Source organism: Algibacter sp. (assembly GCF_039977455.1).
Lineage (GTDB): Bacteria > Bacteroidota > Bacteroidia > Flavobacteriales > Flavobacteriaceae > Algibacter_B.
This window is the reverse complement of record NZ_JBDWDG010000022.1, coordinates 551517-569041: the sequence shown is the minus strand read 5'-3', so window position 1 is coordinate 569041 and position 17525 is coordinate 551517. Positions and strand designations below refer to the sequence as shown.

Here is a 17525-nt window from a genome sequence, read left to right as displayed (position 1 = left end):
TTTAAGTTTTAAAATGTTTAATTAATGTTAAAAAAAGCAAAAAATTAGGGCGACAATGGCAGGAACCGATTGTACATAAAATAGTTTTATTTGCTTTGTGGAATACGACCCATAAATGCCTGCTATAGTCACACAAAGAAGTAAGAAAATGGCAAGCTTTATGTCTTGATTTATAATAGAAAATATAAGTGTACCTGCTAAAATGCCGTTGTAGAGTCCTTGATTTGCTGCTAATACTTTTGTGTCTTCAGCAAATTGTTTCGATTTTAACCCGAATGCTTTTATGGTTTTAGGGGTGGTCCACATAAACATTTCTAAAACTAAAAAATAGAAATGAAGGACAGCTATAAAAGCTATGAGAATTGTGGTTATAAGTGTCATGGTTAAATTTAAGATTAGACTATTTTTATTATGTTTTGTTCTTCAAAGTTAGAGAATATAAACCATAAAAAAGCGTTCAATTATATTGAACGCTTAATGTTATATATTGAGTGTAGAAATGGGGTGATTATTCTACTTCAAAAGTAATTTTAAGGTTTACTCTAAAATCTGAAACCTCACCATCTTTTACACTAGCACTTTGGTCTTGAACATAAACAGAACGAATGTTTTTAAGACTTTTTGATGCGTGTTTAACTGCTTTCTTAGTAGCATCTTCCCAGCTTTTTTCAGAATTTGCTAAAATTTCAATTACCTTTAATACTGCCATGATTTTATTTTTTTAGTTAAAGTTTTAAACCCTGGTAAGAGTTTTATGCTTTTTTGACACTATTAAGAATAAAAAGTCACAGTAGGTTAGCCGTTTATAGCTTCAACAGTTTCAATTTTTCCAGGTAACATTTCTTTAAGCATATTTTCTATACCGCTTTTTAAGGTATAAGTTGAAGATGGACAACCGCTACAAGCCCCTTGAAGCATTACACTCACGTTTTTGTTTGCCGAATCATAGGAAATAAATTGAATGTTTCCACCATCGCTCGCAACAGCAGGTTTAACATACTCTTCAAGGATGTTTACAATTTCTTTTGAAACATCATCTAAAGAATCAAAATGACTATCAATTTGCTTAGTAGATTTTTGTAATTTCTCTACAGCTTCTGGTAATACAATGTCTTTTCCTTTTTCAATATAATCCTTAATGAATTCACGAAGTTGTACAGTAATATCCTGCCATTCTGTAATATCATATTTTGTTATAGAAACATAATTTTCATCAAGAAATACGCTTTTTACAAATGGAAAATGAAATAACTCTGTAGCTAATGGTGATAGTTTGGCTTCCTCTATAGATGTAAATTCAAAAAGGGCAGCAACCATTTTTTTGTTGGCAACAAACTTCATTACAGATGGGTTAGGGGTGCTTTCAGCATAAACCGTTACGGCTACCTTTTTTGCGGTTGCAGATTCTTCAACTACAACACCTCCATCGTTTAAATAGGATTCGATTTGTTCCCTAACTTCGTCTTGAACATCATTCCATTGTACGATATCATAACGTTCAACAGCGATAAAATTTCCAGATATATATACTTTTTTTACAAAAGGTAAGTAAAATAATTGTTGTGCTAATGGTGCATTTTTAGCCTCGTCAATATTATTAAATTCAAAACTTTGATGTTTTGTAATAAATTGATTGACCTCGAATTTTACAATAGCATTATTGGATGTTTCTTGCACAGAAACCTTGAAAGTATTCATTTTAGCTAATTTTTTACAAAAATACTAAAAGAAAACTTTAGTTATCCATATATTTGAGTTTTGTTGCTTGTAGTAATAAGGCAAGAAAGGTAGAGCTCGATTTTAATTTTTTTATGTGTAATTTTTTAAGAATCATCGCGTTGGTATTAAACTAAACTTACTTCCTAATAAAGTTTATGAATTTAAAAAACATCATTTTAGTGGCGATAACAGTTATGTTTTTAAACATAGCATCAGCTCAAGAGGGTTTGCCAATTTATACGGATTACTTAACGGATAATTATTATTTAATTCATCCGTCTATGGCTGGTATTGCAAATTGCTCTAAAGTTAGACTAACAGGAAGGCAACAATGGTTTGGTCATGAAGATGCACCAAAACTTTCTACACTTAGTATTAATGGCAGAATAGGAGAATCTCAATCGGCAATTGGAGGAATTGTTTACGGAGATAATAATGGGTACCATTCGCAAAAGGGTGCCTATTTAACTTATGCACACCATCTTATGTTTTCTAGAAGTGAGGCCGATTTAAACATGCTTTCTTTTGGTTTAAGTGCTGGCTTTATTCAATACCAATTAGATGAAACAACGTTTTTAGATGGTTCACCTATACCAGACCCAATAATTGATGGGGTGGTACAAAATGAAACAAATTTTAATGTTGATTTAGGATTTTCATACCACTACCTTGATTTTTATGCACATGGTACCGTAAAAAATTTATTAAATAATTCTGGTGTTAATAGCGATTTGGAAATAACAAGTAACCTAAGACGCTATTTGTTTTCGGTTGGAAATGTATTTAGTAGGTTTGGTAGCGATTGGAGTTACGAGCCTTCTATATTGTTTCAATACCGAGATTTGACCAAAGAGTCAAGTATCGATTTTAATGGGAAGGTTTACAAGGAGATGGAGTTTGGTAAATTATGGGCTGGTGCTTCTTACCGACAAAGTTTAGATGGGGCCGAATATTTGGACGGTACAACTGTAAATAGTCAAAAATTGAATCAAGTAACAGGAATTATTGGGACAAACTATAACAATTTTATGTTTGCCTACACCTATACGTATCAAACCAATCCTATAGTGTTTACAAGTGGTGGTTTTCACCAAATAACATTAGGTTATAACTTTGGTTGCCGCCGCAAGAAATATACCTGTAACTGTCCTGCAGTTAATTAATAAGGTATATTAAATGATATATAAATAAAAATCCCGCTTAAAAGCGGGATTTTTTGTGAACCAATTCAGGAGTTTATTCCCAGGTATATTTTTTTCTTTTAGCTTGTTCTTTTATAGCATGAGTCATAGCGTTTTCTAAGTTGTTGGCTTGTTCATTCTTGTGTTTAGAAATGTAAGCAACACGTTTTGCATTTAGTTTAGAAATTTCATTTTGTATACGTTCTCGTTCTTTACTCTTGCTATCAACATAGGCTTTAATTTCACTTTTTGATTTACCTTTTAATTCTGTAGGTAGCTCATCGTCATTAATATTTTCAATAATAACTTCTTCCTGCTCGACAGCGTCAACTAAATCCCAACTTTTATTTTTATATAAATGTGAGCTTTTGCTAACCGTTCTTTTTACAGCATTGGCTTTACTATAACTACTAGCATTCATATCTTGTTCTTCTTGTAATGCTATTTTTCTACTACCTTTTGCACCATAAGCAACATACGTATTATTTAATTTATTATTTAAAATTAAAATAGCGTCATCGTATGGCGAAGCTATATGTACGGTTGTTTTATCTTGATTAATAGCCATATAGTCGCCCTGTGTTAATTGCGCACCATCCTGCCAAAAGCTTGATACACCTTGGTTATAATTACCGCAAAAAATAGTGTTTACAGTAACATCCTTTTCATTTGCGTTTGCAGCTGCATCTTTATAATTCACTTTTCCTTGTGTAAAAGGCTCGTTTCCTGCAATAAAAATAAGTTTTAAATCGTCTGCATTTTTACCCCAATTTAATTGGTTTAATGAGGTTTGAATCACCTGGCCGCAATACTCCTCGCCACCATTTGTGCGTAACGAAAAGAGTTCTTTTGATATATCATCTAAATCATCGCTAAACCCTAAAACCTGACGAATATAGCCTTCATTACCGTTTAGTCGATCATTACCATATTCATACAAAGCAATTTCTAAATTGGGTTTGTTAGTGCCGCATTTGGCATAAGATAGTTCGTTAACAATATCCCAAAGTTGTGCTTTTGCTTGGTCTATTAAACCATCCATACTATTGCTAGTATCTAATAATAAAGCAACTTTTATAAATGGTTTGTTTGGTTTTGGGTTAAGGGTTTTAGTTTCGTTTAGTGCGATTGTTTGTTTTTTGTTTTCTGCTTTACAAGATGTAAATACAGCTAAAGTAGTGCAAAGTAAAACTGTTTTAAAATACGTTTTCATGGTTTTTCGTTTTAAGATTAATGAGTGTTTTTGATAGTCCTATTTTTGGACGTAATGATCTACAACGTAAAACTATGTCCAACATAATTCTTATAAAAAGGAGAATGAGTAAAATGGCTGTTTTAATGAGTAAACCAACCTATTAAATTCGTAAAGCCAAATTATTAGTCATGTAAATGGATCTTTTTGTTAAACACAGATTTTCTTAAACCAAGTAAAGTACGTAAGTTTATACCGAATGAACTTCAAAAGGATTGATAATAAATTTGAGTTATATTTTATCTAAAGGAAATAGAAAGGAATTTAATCTGTTGTTTAGGAGTTCATTTGGTAGTTCTACTAAAATAAAGAATGCACTCGGTTATTAAATATATATACTTAACATGTTTCGTCTTATGTGGCCTGTTTTTACAAGGTCAAAATACTAGCGAAGGTTTAAATCGCGGCCCAAAGTTTACAGTACGTGGTTCGGTGGTTGATAGTGATACTCAAAAACCTATTCCAGATGTTAATATTGAAATTAATGGTGGTGGCTATTCGGCTACCGATATTTACGGTGAATTTAAAATTCAAGCTAGAGAAGGCGATGAGTTAACCATAAGGCATAAAGATTTTGAAACCGTGTTTTATGTTATTAATAGCAGTGAGCGCATAAAAGTAGAAGTAGAGCCAAACTACGATGAAGAATCAAAATTATCTAAGTTTAAATCCGTTTCTAGATATCAAAAAGAATTATTTGCCCCGTTAATAGATTCGGCAGAAGTGTATTTACAAAAGGATGCTAAAAAAAGTATTCAGTTTATTGCTGATGCCCTTTCTGAATCGAATTCAACTAAAGAGAATAGTGAGGCCTATGAGGTTTTAGGCGATATTTATATGTATTGGAAGCAATATGATTTAGCGGTTTCTAACTATAGAATAAGTTTGCAAAATACAAGCTCCAACGGTGTTTCATTAAAGCTAGCCAAAGCTTATAAATGGAATAAAAACTATCAAGAAAGTTTACAGGTTTACAATAGTATTAAAAATAGCAGTTTAACAAATTGGCAGCTAACCGAATTATATGAAGGTTTAGGTGATGTTTACCTTTTAACGAAGGCATACAGCCTATCTCTTGCTGCTTACCAAGATGGATTAGATTTCGCAAAAAAGCATTTAATTACACCTAAGGTTACCGATTTAAACTCTAAAATAGCTCAGGCATACAATGCCCAAGGTGAAACACAAAAAGCGCAAGGATTTTTTAATAAATCTTTAAAATTAGCGAATAGCGAAAACAAAAAACGAGCAGTCGAGGAGCAAATTAAAGTGGCCGATTTTCAAAACCAAACTAATAATTATTCAGATGAAATTCAGCTAAGGAAGGAAGCATTAAATACCATTAGTGAAATTGAAAGTGAAGTTGACAATATTGATAACGAAAGTCCTTTAACACCTCAAAAGCAAAATTATAAAATAGGTAATGCCTATGCGTCTCAAAAAGATTATAATAGCGCTATTCCATACTTAGAACGTAGTATTGAAGAAGCGGGAAGTAAAGCAGATTTAGTGGTTCAAAAAGATGCTACTAGGAAACTCTCAGAAGTATATAGTGATGCAGGTCAGTTTAATAAAGCATTGTTGGCGTATCAGGATTATGTGGAACTGGTAGATAAATTGTACTCTAAAAAAGAGCAAGAAATATCACAAGCTGCGAGGTTTAGTAAAGATATTATAAGTAAACAAAACCGTATTTCTAGTCTAGAAAGCGACAGGCAATTATCCGAAAGTAAATATCAATTATCTGAAGAGCAGGCAAAACGACAAAAACTCATTATTTACTCCTTAATTGGTGGGTTAGTCCTTTTGTTAATAGCTGCTTTTTTAATGTTTAAATACATTAAGCAACAACGTTTAGCAAACAATTTATTAGCCCTTAAAAGCTTGAGAAGTCAAATGAATCCGCATTTCATATTTAACGCATTAAACTCTGTAAATAGCTTTATAGCTTCTAATGACGAGCGTACAGCTAATAAATATCTAACCGATTTTTCATTATTAATGCGAGCCGTTTTAGAAAATAGTGAAGAAGATTTTATTCCTTTAGAAAAAGAAATAAAACTCATAGAGCTCTATAGCAAACTAGAACATTTTAGATTTAAAGATAAATTCGATTATGCTATAAATGTCGATAAAAGTATTACGGTAAAAGACTTTGTAATTCCACCCATGTTGCTACAGCCATATATAGAAAATGCAGTTTGGCACGGTTTAAGGTATAAAAAAACAAAAGGAACGCTAGACATTAGTATTGTACAAACGAAGGCCGACGAAATTAAAATTACGATTGCAGATAACGGTATTGGACGAGATAAATCTAAAGCTTTAAAAACAGAAAATCAACAGAAGCAAACCTCAAAAGGCATGGGTAATATTAAAAAACGTGTATTTATTTTAAACGAAATGTACAAGGATAAGGTAGATGTTTTAATTGACGATTTTCAAGCTGCAGAAGACACAGGAACTAAAGTTGTTGTAACACTAAAGAAAGATTAAAAAGAGTTGGAAGTTAGGAAAACGAAGCACGAATTTTGCCGCTCACTTCTAGCTACGGACTTCAATCATATAAATATGAAACTAACCTCAGTAATAATCGAAGACGAAGAAACTAGTAGGGAAATTCTAAAAAATTATCTCAAAAAATATTGTCCTAACGTTACTGTTTTAGGTGAAGCAGCAAATGTGGAAGAAGCTTTAGTTTTAATCCGTAATCATGATTTAGATTTGGTATTTCTAGATGTGGAAATGCCATATGGTAATGCCTTCGATTTGCTAGATAGGGTGGGCGACATTAACTTCGAAACTATTTTTGTAACGGCCTATAATCATTATGCTATCGATGCGCTAAACGCACATGCAAGTTACTATTTAATGAAACCCATTTCTATAGACGAGCTTATAAAAGCTGTAGATTATGTTACCGAAATAAAAATCAAAGAAGATGTACTCCAAGATCAAATATTAGTACCAAAAACTAATATGGTGGCGGGTAAAATTACCATTCCGCAATTAGATGGTTTCGAGATTTTAAACACGTCGGATATCCTTTATTGTAAAGCGGACGATAATTATACTGAGATTTATTTTAATAATAATAAAAAGAAAATAGTAAGCAAAACGCTTAAGTATTTTGAGCAGGCTTTAAGCAAATCAAGCTTTGCTAGAGTTCATAAATCCTATTTAGTAAACGTAAATGAGATCGTTAAATACGTCAAAGGAAAAGGAGGTAGCGTTGTGCTTAGTAACGGAAAACAAGTCATGGTTTCAGCCTCTAAAAAATCAGACTTATTATCTTATTTTAAATAAATTATTTATGCCAATAATAAAAACAGTAAGAGGCAACACGCCCGTAATACCAGACAATTGCTTTATAGCCGAAAACGCTACAATAGTGGGCGAAGTAACCATGGGGAACCAATGTAGCGTATGGTTTAGCGCCGTAGTTCGGGGCGATGTAAACTTTATAAAAATGGGCAACAAGGTTAATATACAGGACGGTGCTGTTATTCATGGTACCTATCAAAAAGCGGGCACAACCATTGGTAATAATGTGTCTGTGGGGCATAATGCTTTGGTGCATGGCTGTACCATCCATGACAATGTATTAGTGGGTATGGGCAGTATAATTATGGACGGTTGCGTTATAGAAAGTAATAGTATTGTGGCAGCAGGTGCAGTAATTACGCAAAACACCGTGGTAGAGTCTGGAAGTATTTACGCAGGCGTACCAGCAAAAAAAGTTAAAAATGTTAGTGAAGCGCATGTTTCCGGGGAAATTAACCGAATTGCCGACGCTTATATAAAATACTCCGGTTGGTTTAAAGAATAATTTGATTACCAGATGTTGTTCTAGGGTGGCATGATAAGTGAGGTTTATGGGTATAGCGTTACCACAAGGGTCGAGCTTTCACTACTCGCTTCCTCCTACGTCGGTGAGCTCAAACATGCCGTTCAATCCCTAACGCAAAACACGATGTTACTCATCAACCATATCTTCTTCGAAATACCACCACAAGCTAGAATCTATAGATTGTTTCATTTTATTAATATCAACATCATTTTTTAAAAAGATAGTAATATTTTCTCCTACACGATTTTGTCCAATACTTTCTCTAATTTCTATCTCTTCTATCTCGTCAAAGTGCTCTAAATGTTTTTTTATTTTAGCATCTAAAGATTCATCACTTAAATAAATCTTTATGGTGGACTTACTCGGCGAGTTTCTAATTTCAGATCTAAATGGCAGCATAATTAACGTATTAAAAATTAAACAATAGATAAATTGCAAATGCAATACTTTAAAGTTAGTGATTTTATTAATACTTTTAAAATAATTTTGTTATGGCAGATAAAAACATACGTAAATTAACTCAACAGTTAGCCGAAATTGAGGGGCTTATACCTAAAAAGGATCTTAAAAATCCTTTGGTTTCTATAGTAGATGCTGGTTGGCATCTAGATCATGCTTTAAAAGTATTTAATGCGGTTAGCCAATGGACTGAAAATTCTAACCCAAATGAATATAAACGAAAATTTAATTTTTGGCGCTCCATTTTATTGCCTTTAGGCTACATTCCGCGAGGAAAAGCAAGAGCTCCAAAGCATGTATTTCCACCTGAAATTATTAAATCTGAAGATTTAAAAAAACAATTGCAAATTGGCAGGATTCATATTGACAAACTAACAAAACTCCCAGAGAACGCTTTTTTTAATCATTTTATTTTCGGAATGTTATCAAAAAAACAAACACTTCGTTTTTTAGATATGCACACTAACCATCATTTAAAAATTGTTTCCGATATTTTAAATACTAAGTAATGTACCAAATAAAAAGCCCTTTCTGATAAACAGAAAGGGCTTTTAAACATTTTATTAAAGAAATTATTTCCTAAGCATCAAAAGGCTCGATAGAAACGTAAGACTTATTGTCTTTTTTCTTTGTAAACTTTACAACGCCATCAACATATGCGTGTAATGTATGATCTTTTCCTTGGTATACGTTTTCACCTGGGTGATGTGTATTACCACGTTGTCTTAATATAATGTTTCCAGCAATGGCAGCTTGTCCACCAAATATCTTAACGCCTAAACGTTTCGATTCTGATTCTCTACCATTCTTAGAACTACCTACTCCTTTTTTATGAGCCATTGTCTTAAGTTTTTATATTGTTAATAATAAGTGGTTGAAAATTATTTTTCAATTCCACCTTCTAATCTGTCCTGTAATTCTTTAAGCTCATCCCATTTACCTTCTGCAGCTAATTTAGCTTGCTTTGGCCATGTATCTGTAACGATATGAGATAATCTTGAACTTGCTTCAGATAGAATATTACTTAAATCTTCAGCTTTTGCTTCTGCTACTTTAGCAAAAGTATCTAAACCTGCATTTACTAAAGCTTCAGCAGCTTTTGGTCCAGCACCTTCGATTTTTTTCAAATCGTCAGCTTTTCCTGTTGCTTTTTTAGCTTTAGGAGCAGCAGCTTTCGCTTCTACTTTTTTAGTTTCTTTTTTAGGAGCAGCTTTTTTAGCACCAGAAGAAACTATTGATTCAATAACGATTTCAGTTAAAGATTGTCTGTGTCCGTTTTTTACACGGTAACCTTTACGTCTTTTCTTCTTGAATACTATTACTTTATCACCTTTAAGGTGTTTTAAGACTTTTGCACTAACTTGTGCTCCATCTATAGCTGGGGCGCCTACAGTTACATTGTCACCATCACTTAAAAGAAGTACATTGTCGAAAGACACTGCCTTACCTTCTTCTGTTGCTAAACGGTTAACAAAAACTTTTTGGTCTTTTTCAACTTTAAATTGATGCCCTGCTATCTCTACAATTGCGTACATAGCGTAACGTTTTTATTAATTAATTTTGTTCAAAAATGAGTGCAAATATACTTCTAATTAATTAATCTACAAACGTTATCGTTAAATTTAAGTCAAATTTCTACTTTTTTTGAAAAGTTGCATGACTGTAAGCGAAGCAACTACAGTAGTAGCTAGTCCCATAATCGCAACAACAAAGGTTACCATGCCAATATCGATATTAAAATTACCATTAAGTTTTTTTACCAATTGGGGTAAAAATGTAGTATTAACTTCAGTAGCATAGAATAAAAAGAAAATAGTAAACACCAGAGTCGCAGTAAAACCAGTTATTATACCCGTTTTAAACCCTTCGCCATACGAGAATTTTTCTGGATTTTCTAGCTTGCATAGACGTGTAGATTCGTAAATGCCAAATCCAGTAATAATGGCGTTTACAAAACTAAATGCTGGATTTGTATGTTTGTCAACCAGTGATAATATCAAGAAATAAGCTATCAATACTGCACTAGTTACTAAACCAAAACGAATGGGAAGCGATAAATTTTTCATATTGTAAGAGGGTTGAATCTCTTAAATTTCGGGAAAATTTTTGAATTAATATAATTATTATCGGCTTTTCTGCACCACCGAGGGTTTAAAATGTTATTAGTTTCATAAATACTTGTTTTTATAAAGGGCTTAAAGTCAATATTTAGTAAATTTGCTATAGGACTAATAAAATATATAACCCTAATGAAATCGATAAAATTAATTTTAATACTTACCGTAGTTGTAACCTTTGCATTTAGCTGTAAAAACAATAAAAGCCCTGAGGTAAAAACTGTTGAGGTTGAAAAAACTGTGGCTAAACAATTGGACCCTAATGCAACTTACGCAAAAGCAGAATTTTCTATTGATGGTATGACGTGCCAAATAGGTTGTGCTGCGACTATTCAAAAGAAAATTTCTAAAATGGATGGTGTAAAATCTGCGACGGTTTCTTTTGACAAGAAATTGGCTATGGTTGAATATGATGAAGCTAAAGTAACACCACAATCTCTTAAGGAAGCTGTTGTTAATGTTGCCGATGTTTACAAAGTAAGCAACATGAAAACAGTAAATGATTTTTCTAAAGAATAATCTTGTGAACCAGATGTGAAAAAAAGTGTTGTAAATCTAGATTACATGAAGCTGAAAAAATGGCTTGTAAGTCGGATTGTAAAGAAGCGTGTTGTGTTAAAAAAGACGCTTAACACACCACAAAAAAAATATATTAATAAAAATGGTTTCCAATTTGGAAGCCTTTTTTATTTCCACGAAATGGTTTCCATAATATGTTTAATATCCTTTTGCAAATAATTGGCAGCAGGCAAAATGGAATCGTAGTTAGGTTTTGCGTAGAAGTATAATGAGCCTGTAAGGAAATGGTTAACGCTGTCTGTTACATAAAACTGTGCTGGCGATGCTACATTACCCTTAACTTCAGACAACAAACCGTAAACTTTTCTTTTTTTATCTTCAAAAGGGTAGGCGGGAATTTCATCTGCTTTCTTGGTATGTTCTAGCGTGAATTTTTGAGCGTCTCTTAAAAAGGCTTCCAGGTTGTTCTTGTCCTTATTAATACCCTTATAGGTTAAAAAAATAGTGCCTTTTAATGCAGGGTATTCCAAATTAACCCCATAACTTTCGGTTGGTGCGTTTAATGTTTTAGAAACTACTTTTTTTACTAATAGGTTTTTTTCAAAATTGAAAGGCAAATCTAAATTGGCATTAACATATTTGGCTGTTGGATAGTCTAAACGTAATTGGGCTTTAGGTTTTGGTACAAAGTCATCACCACATGATGAAAGTACAATAACGCAAGACCATAATAAACTTTTTAGTAAATAGTAAGTATTAGTTTTAAAGATCATAAAGTATTCTGCCTCAGTTTTCAGTAATTACAATATGGTGAATTTAACAAGTTTAATTCGTTTTTTGTCCATCGCCTCAATAGTAAATACGTGATTTTCAAAATTTATTTTACTATTCAGTTTAGGAAAACTCTTTGATATTTCTAAAACAAATCCTGCAACAGTTTCAGCTTCACCTTTATTAGCTTCAAAAACAGTATCATCTTCAACCCTTATAATTCTATAAAAATCTTTTAAAGCTGTTTTTCCTTCAAACACATAATTGTTGTCATCTAATTTAGAATACATTAAGTCTTCATCGTCGAATTCATCACTTATATCGCCTACAATTTCTTCAATAATATCTTCAAGGGAAATTAATCCTGAGGTGCCTCCATATTCATCAACAACAACAGCTAAATGTACTTTTTTTTCTTGAAATTCGGCCATTAAATCATCCAGTTTTTTGTTTTCTGGTACAAAAAAAGGTTCCCGTAATAAAGTGGTCCAATCAAACTGTTTCCTATCTAAATAAGGTAATAAATCTTTAACATAAAGTATACCTTCAATGGTGTCCATATTATCGCGATAAACAGGAATTCTAGAATAGCCATTTTCAATAATATCTGGCATAATTTCTAGATATTTTTGCTCGATATTTAAGGCAAAAATATCAATTCTAGGTCGCATTACTTGTTTAGTGTCCGTATTACCAAAAGATACAATGCCTTGTAAAATTTTTTGTTCTTCTTTAGTCGTGTCCTCTTCACTAGTAAGTTCTAAGGCTTGCGATAGTTGATCGACACTTAAGTTAGATTTTTGCTTTCCTAATTTATTGTGAATTCCTAGAGTAACACTTCGCATTGGTAAACTTATAGGCGATAATATAACATCTAGAACTCTAAGTGGGTAAGCCATAGAAGTGGCAAACTTTAAATTATTTCGGCTGGCATAAATTTTAGGTAATATTTCGCCAAAAAGTAAAATTAAAAAAGTAACAACAACAACCTCTACTACAAATTTAATAGTGGGGTTATTGATATTGCCAAACATAAAATCGCCTAAAAATGCAAATAAAATAACAATGGCTATATTAATAAAGTTATTGGCAACCAAAATAGTTGCTAGCAGTTTTTTTGGGCGTTCTAAAAGTTGCGATAAGATTTCAATGCGTTTTGAATTTTGTTCTAAACCGCTCTCAATATCACTTCTGTTTAAAGAAAAAAGAGCAACTTCTGCTCCAGAAATAAGGGCAGAGCATAATAAAAGTATCACTAATAATGCAAAACTAAAAACAACCGAAACATCAATTGCCATAATTAATAGTATACAACTCGTGGGGTCAGGATCCAATTACAACTAGTTTAGTTAAACATAAGGGGCTCGATAAGCTATCGAGAAATTTATTAAAAAGGAAGGTCGTCATTATCGTCTTCAATAGGTTTACTACTTGGTTTAAGAGCTGCAGGTGCAGTAGACTTTTGTTCTACAGGAGCACTTGTGCTAGGTTCACTGTCCTTTTTGGTTGAAAGGAATGTAAAATCATTACATTGAATCTCGGTAGAATATCTATCATTTCCTTTTTCGTCTGTCCATTTCCTTGTTTTCAATCTACCTTCAATATACACTTTATCTCCTTTGCTTAAATACTTTTCGCAAATTTCGGCACCTTTATTTCTTACTACTATATTATGCCACTCGGTATTTGTAATACGTTCATTGGTTTGCTTGCTTACATAGGTTTCGCTAGTAGCAATAGGGAATCTGCCAACGCAACCACCACCTTCGAAATAATGCATTTTTACATCATCTCCTAAATTTCCAATAAGCATTACCTTATTTAATGTACCTGCCATAATTTATAGTTTAAGTAGAAGCAAAATTACTGAATTGCTTTGCATTTATTTAAAATTAATAAAAAAATATGATTGTTGAATAAAAACATAAAAAAAATAAGGAATTTCAACAGCTTACTTTTTTAATATGTTTTTAAAAATTAAAACCTTCAATAAAATTACCTATTAAAATAGGGACTGCAAAGTCGCGTATTTTGGATGTAGGTACACCTTTAGTTGGAAGCTTTTTAGTATTAATAATCCAGAATTTTGTGTGTAAATGTTGGTGTGATAATTTGTGTATTAATGTCTCCTTATTATATAAGGACATTTTAAACGTTGTTTCTTTTAATAAATCGTGATTAAAAACCAACTTTTTAAACTCTTTTTCACGTAATTCATTTTCAGTTTCAACTAAGGGAAACTGGTATAAGTTTTGCCAAATGCCTTTTCCTTTTCGCTTTTCTAAAATGGTTTTTTCATCTTCAGAAATAAACACTAAAAAATTGAAATACTTTTTTTTCGCTTTCGCTGATTTTATTTTTACAGGTAAATTGCTGATTTTGTTTTTACTAAAGGCTAAACAACTAGTATTAAATGGGCAGATGCTACAGTCTGGATTTTTAGGTTTGCATTGTGTGGCGCCAAACTCCATGATAGCTTGATTAAACTCTGCGGGCTGTTTGGCATCAATTAATTCTTGTGCCAAAGCTTTAAACTCTTTGGTGCCTTTTGAAGAATTTATTGGGGTTTCAATATCAAAATAACGGGATAATACTCTGTATACATTGCCATCAACAACAGCCGTAACTTCGTTAAAGCATATGGAAGCAATCGCACTAGCTGTATAATCTCCTACACCTTTTAATTTTAGTAATTCTTTGTAAGTATTAGGGAATTCTCCTTTTAGGTGGTACGCAACGTGTTTTGCCGATGCATGTAAATTTCTTGCTCGAGAATAATAACCTAGCCCTTGCCAAAGTTTTAAAACATCACTTTCATCTGCGTTTGCTAAGTCAAAAACAGTCGGAAATTTGCTAACAAAAGCTTCATAATAAGGTAAGCCTTGCTTAACTTGGGTTTGTTGTAAAATTATTTCTGATAGCCATATATGATAAGGGTTGTTGGTTTCTCGCCAGGGCAAGTCGCGCTTAGTTATTGAGTACCAATGTGTTAAAGTTTTTGAAAATATCATAAAATCATTTAATCGAGCAAACAAAAATAAACGTTTATAATATTAAATTTTAGTGAATTAGGTTTGAAATATTGAATATTAAATGCATATATTTGCATCCCTTTTAGAATTATTAGTAACAAAAAAATAATATATTAAAATGACGAAGGCTGATTTAGTAGCAAAAATTTCTGAGAAGTTAGGAATTGAAAAAGGAGATGTTCAAGCAACGGTTGAAACATTTATGGAAGAAGTAAAAACTTCTTTAGAAGGTGGAGACAATGTTTACTTGAGAGGTTTTGGTAGCTTTATTATTAAAACAAGAGCTGAAAAAACAGGTAGAAACATTTCTAAAAATACAACTATAAAAATACCTGCTCATAATATCCCTGCATTTAAGCCTGCAAAAGTTTTTGTTGAAGGCGTTAAAACAAATGTAGACGTTAAATAAAGTAACTAAGTGCTGAAGATGTTCAGCAATAAAACGAATTATTAATTTAAAAATACACTATTTATGCCAAGTGGTAAAAAACGTAAAAGACATAAGGTAGCGACGCACAAACGTAAAAAACGTAGACGCGCTAACCGTCACAAGAAGAAAAAATAAATCAAAAAAGTAGTTAGATTAGCTACTTTTTTTGGTTTTAAAAACAAAAAGTTCATTGAAATGAGTTCAATAATTTTTTAACACCGTTAAGGTGTTGTTTGAACTCCACGGATTAAAATCCTGTGAAAAAATAATGTTTAATCCATCCCGATTTATCGGGACAAAAATTAACTAAATGGATAAAGAATTGATCATTCGATCTAGTTCTGACGATGTTGATTTTGCCTTATTAAAAGATGGAAAACTTATTGAATTACAGAAAGATGAAGATAGTAATGACTTTGCTGTTGGTGATGTGTTTATAGCCAAAATCAGAAAAGCCGTTCCTGGACTAAATGCTGCATTTGTTAATGTAGGTTATGAGAAAGATGCATTTTTGCATTATCATGATTTAGGGCCAAAACTACCTTCGCTTTTAAAATTCACAAAACGTGTAAGCACAGGTAAACTAAAGGAATTTTCTTTAAAAAATTTCCCATTTGAAAAAGATATTGATAAAGACGGTAAAATTACCGACGCATTAAAATCTAATCAATCGCTATTAGTACAAATTGTAAAAGAACCTATATCAACCAAAGGGCCTAGAATAAGCTCAGAGCTTTCTATTGCTGGACGATATATAGTTTTAGTACCTTTTTCTAGTCGTATTTCTATTTCTCAAAAGATAGAAGATCGCGAAGAGAAAGATCGCTTAAAACGCTTGGTAAAGAGTATAACTCCTCAAGGTTTTGGCGTAATTGTACGTACAGTAGCACAAGGCAAAAAAGTAGCAGAGCTAGATAAAGATTTACAAAATTTGCTTAGTCGTTGGACGGCAATGTGTAAAAAGCTACACAAAGCGCATCATCCTACAAAAGTATTAGGAGAAATGAATAAAGCCTCGTCTATTTTACGAGATATATTCAATGACACCTTTACAGGAATAACTGTAGATGATGAAACGCTGTATTATCAAATTAAAGATTACGTGCAGGAAATTGCACCAGAGAAAGAATCAATAGTTAAATTGTATCAGTCAAATAATCCAATTTTCGAGAAATTCGGAATAGAAAGACAAATTAAAACCTCTTTTGGAAAAACCGTTTCTATGGCAAAAGGTGCGTATTTGGTAATTGAACATACCGAAGCTCTTCATGTTATTGATGTAAACAGCGGAAACCGCTCAAATAAAGCAAACAATCAAGAGGATACAGCTCTAGAAGTTAACTTAATAGCTGCTACTGAAATGGCTCGTCAATTACGCTTGCGTGATATGGGAGGAATCATTGTAGTAGATTTTATAGACATGACCAGTGCTGAAAACAGGCAAAAACTCTTTAATCATCTTCGTGATGAAATGAAAGATGATAGAGCTAAACACAAAATATTGCCTCCAAGTAAATTTGGATTGATACAAATTACAAGACAGCGTGTTCGCCCAGAAATGAACATTAAAACTCGCGAGGAAAATCCCGATGAGATTATTAATGGTTCAGAGGTTGAAGCACCAATAGGCTTGATTGAAAAAATTAATCAAGATCTTGAAAGACTTATTAAAAAAGACTACAAAAGGTTGACTTTAAACACACATCCTTTTATAGCGGCCTTTTTAACTAAAGGTATTCCATCTGTGCGATCTAAATGGTTTTTAGAGCACAAAAAATGGGTTAAAATTTTACCAAGAGATGCTTACACATACTTAGAATACCACTTTTTTGATAAAGATGGTAATCAAATTAAATAATTAAAAAAGCCTTACTATTTGTTTAGTAAGGCTTTTTTTATACATCCTTTTTAGGTCTTTAAATTTTGATAAAGGCGTTGTGTAAATCATATTTTTATACATAATTTGGGCGCCTGCCTGCTTGTTATCACTAGGGTTGGGCTTTATTTCTTTGGTTTAACTTAAGGAACTCATGAATATAATTATTTCACTACTCGCTTTTTACAAAAAGTCGGGGAGCTTAAACATGCCGTTCAATCCTTAACTTGGGTTTAGTTCTTACATTTGGTTTTTAGTATTATTTGCGTTTTGCTGCATCAAATAAGCGCTTAAACCGCAGTATTAGTGGTTATTTCGT

General features: G+C 32.4%; 20 protein-coding genes. 8 read left to right on the top strand and 12 right to left on the bottom strand.

The annotated features are described in order from the left end of the window. Window positions 1-27 precede the first annotated feature (27 nt). From ABJM36_RS11455 to ABJM36_RS11445, 3 genes are all read right to left on the bottom strand, one after another. Window positions 28-381, bottom strand: a complete 354-nt coding sequence (locus ABJM36_RS11455) for a DUF1304 domain-containing protein (protein WP_348451580.1) — start codon at window positions 379-381, stop codon at window positions 28-30. 127 nt (window positions 382-508) lie between these two features. Then, a complete protein-coding gene (locus ABJM36_RS11450) occupies window positions 509-709 on the bottom strand; it encodes a dodecin family protein (RefSeq protein ID WP_144115155.1) in 201 nt (66 codons plus the stop codon). Window positions 710-795: 86 nt separating this feature from the next. Then, window positions 796-1698 (bottom strand): NifU family protein, encoded by a 903-nt coding sequence (locus ABJM36_RS11445; protein ID WP_348451579.1) that lies wholly within the window; start codon window positions 1696-1698, stop codon window positions 796-798. Between the two features lie 176 nt (window positions 1699-1874). Between ABJM36_RS11445 and ABJM36_RS11440 the strand changes: the two genes are divergently transcribed. Next, on the top strand, window positions 1875-2882 hold the full coding sequence (locus tag ABJM36_RS11440) for a type IX secretion system membrane protein PorP/SprF (RefSeq protein ID WP_348451578.1): 1008 nt from the start codon (window positions 1875-1877) through the stop codon (window positions 2880-2882). A gap of 73 nt (window positions 2883-2955) precedes the next feature. On the opposite strand, the gene ABJM36_RS11435 is transcribed toward ABJM36_RS11440, so the two are convergent. Next, entirely contained in the window at window positions 2956-4113 is a 1158-nt protein-coding gene (locus ABJM36_RS11435; RefSeq protein ID WP_348451577.1) for a vWA domain-containing protein, read from the bottom strand. Window positions 4114-4464: 351 nt separating this feature from the next. Here ABJM36_RS11435 and ABJM36_RS11430 point away from each other — a divergent pair, with 351 nt between their 5' ends. From ABJM36_RS11430 to ABJM36_RS11420, 3 genes are all read left to right on the top strand, one after another. Continuing rightward, window positions 4465-6648, top strand: a complete 2184-nt coding sequence (locus ABJM36_RS11430) for a histidine kinase (RefSeq protein WP_348451576.1) — start codon at window positions 4465-4467, stop codon at window positions 6646-6648. Window positions 6649-6723: 75 nt separating this feature from the next. Beyond that, window positions 6724-7458, top strand: coding sequence for a LytTR family DNA-binding domain-containing protein (locus tag ABJM36_RS11425; RefSeq protein ID WP_348451575.1), 735 nt, complete (start codon window positions 6724-6726; stop codon window positions 7456-7458). A 7-nt stretch (window positions 7459-7465) separates the two neighbouring features. Then, on the top strand, window positions 7466-7981 hold the full coding sequence (locus ABJM36_RS11420) for a gamma carbonic anhydrase family protein (RefSeq protein ID WP_348451574.1): 516 nt from the start codon (window positions 7466-7468) through the stop codon (window positions 7979-7981). Between the two features lie 147 nt (window positions 7982-8128). Here the strand turns inward: ABJM36_RS11420 and ABJM36_RS11415 are convergent, their stop codons facing one another. After that, a complete protein-coding gene (locus ABJM36_RS11415; protein ID WP_348451573.1) occupies window positions 8129-8401 on the bottom strand; it encodes a hypothetical protein in 273 nt (90 codons plus the stop codon). Window positions 8402-8493: 92 nt separating this feature from the next. On the opposite strand from ABJM36_RS11415, the gene ABJM36_RS11410 reads away from it, so the two are divergent. Next, entirely contained in the window at window positions 8494-8970 is a 477-nt protein-coding gene (locus ABJM36_RS11410; protein WP_348451572.1) for a DUF1569 domain-containing protein, read from the top strand. 70 nt (window positions 8971-9040) lie between these two features. On the opposite strand, the gene rpmA is transcribed toward ABJM36_RS11410, so the two are convergent. The 3 genes from rpmA to ABJM36_RS11395 form a co-directional block, all read right to left on the bottom strand. Continuing rightward, entirely contained in the window at window positions 9041-9301 is a 261-nt protein-coding gene (gene rpmA, locus ABJM36_RS11405; protein WP_144115167.1) for a 50S ribosomal protein L27, read from the bottom strand. Window positions 9302-9342: 41 nt separating this feature from the next. Next, window positions 9343-9996: a 50S ribosomal protein L21 gene (rplU, locus tag ABJM36_RS11400; protein WP_348451571.1), complete on the bottom strand. Its 654-nt coding sequence runs from the start codon at window positions 9994-9996 to the stop codon at window positions 9343-9345. An 87-nt stretch (window positions 9997-10083) separates the two neighbouring features. Beyond that, on the bottom strand, window positions 10084-10527 hold the full coding sequence (locus tag ABJM36_RS11395) for a DUF4199 domain-containing protein (RefSeq protein WP_348451570.1): 444 nt from the start codon (window positions 10525-10527) through the stop codon (window positions 10084-10086). Between the two features lie 183 nt (window positions 10528-10710). On the opposite strand from ABJM36_RS11395, the gene ABJM36_RS11390 reads away from it, so the two are divergent. After that, entirely contained in the window at window positions 10711-11097 is a 387-nt protein-coding gene (locus tag ABJM36_RS11390; RefSeq protein ID WP_348451569.1) for a heavy metal-associated domain-containing protein, read from the top strand. A gap of 167 nt (window positions 11098-11264) precedes the next feature. On the opposite strand, the gene gldD is transcribed toward ABJM36_RS11390, so the two are convergent. The 4 genes from gldD to mutY form a co-directional block, all read right to left on the bottom strand. Further along, window positions 11265-11870, bottom strand: coding sequence for a gliding motility lipoprotein GldD (gene gldD, locus ABJM36_RS11385; protein WP_348451568.1), 606 nt, complete (start codon window positions 11868-11870; stop codon window positions 11265-11267). A 27-nt stretch (window positions 11871-11897) separates the two neighbouring features. Continuing rightward, window positions 11898-13202, bottom strand: coding sequence for a gliding motility-associated protein GldE (locus ABJM36_RS11380; RefSeq protein ID WP_348451567.1), 1305 nt, complete (start codon window positions 13200-13202; stop codon window positions 11898-11900). Window positions 13203-13255: 53 nt separating this feature from the next. Continuing rightward, window positions 13256-13705: a single-stranded DNA-binding protein gene (gene ssb, locus ABJM36_RS11375; protein WP_348451566.1), complete on the bottom strand. Its 450-nt coding sequence runs from the start codon at window positions 13703-13705 to the stop codon at window positions 13256-13258. Window positions 13706-13838: 133 nt separating this feature from the next. After that, the gene (gene mutY / locus ABJM36_RS11370; protein WP_348451565.1) at window positions 13839-14879 is read right to left on the bottom strand and encodes an A/G-specific adenine glycosylase; all 1041 of its coding nucleotides are present in this window, start codon (window positions 14877-14879) and stop codon (window positions 13839-13841) included. A 139-nt stretch (window positions 14880-15018) separates the two neighbouring features. Here mutY and ABJM36_RS11365 point away from each other — a divergent pair, with 139 nt between their 5' ends. Further along, entirely contained in the window at window positions 15019-15309 is a 291-nt protein-coding gene (locus ABJM36_RS11365; RefSeq protein ID WP_055442767.1) for an HU family DNA-binding protein, read from the top strand. 331 nt (window positions 15310-15640) lie between these two features. Next, the gene (locus ABJM36_RS11360; protein ID WP_348451564.1) at window positions 15641-17188 is read left to right on the top strand and encodes a ribonuclease E/G; all 1548 of its coding nucleotides are present in this window, start codon (window positions 15641-15643) and stop codon (window positions 17186-17188) included. The last annotated feature ends 337 nt before the right edge of the window (window positions 17189-17525 follow it).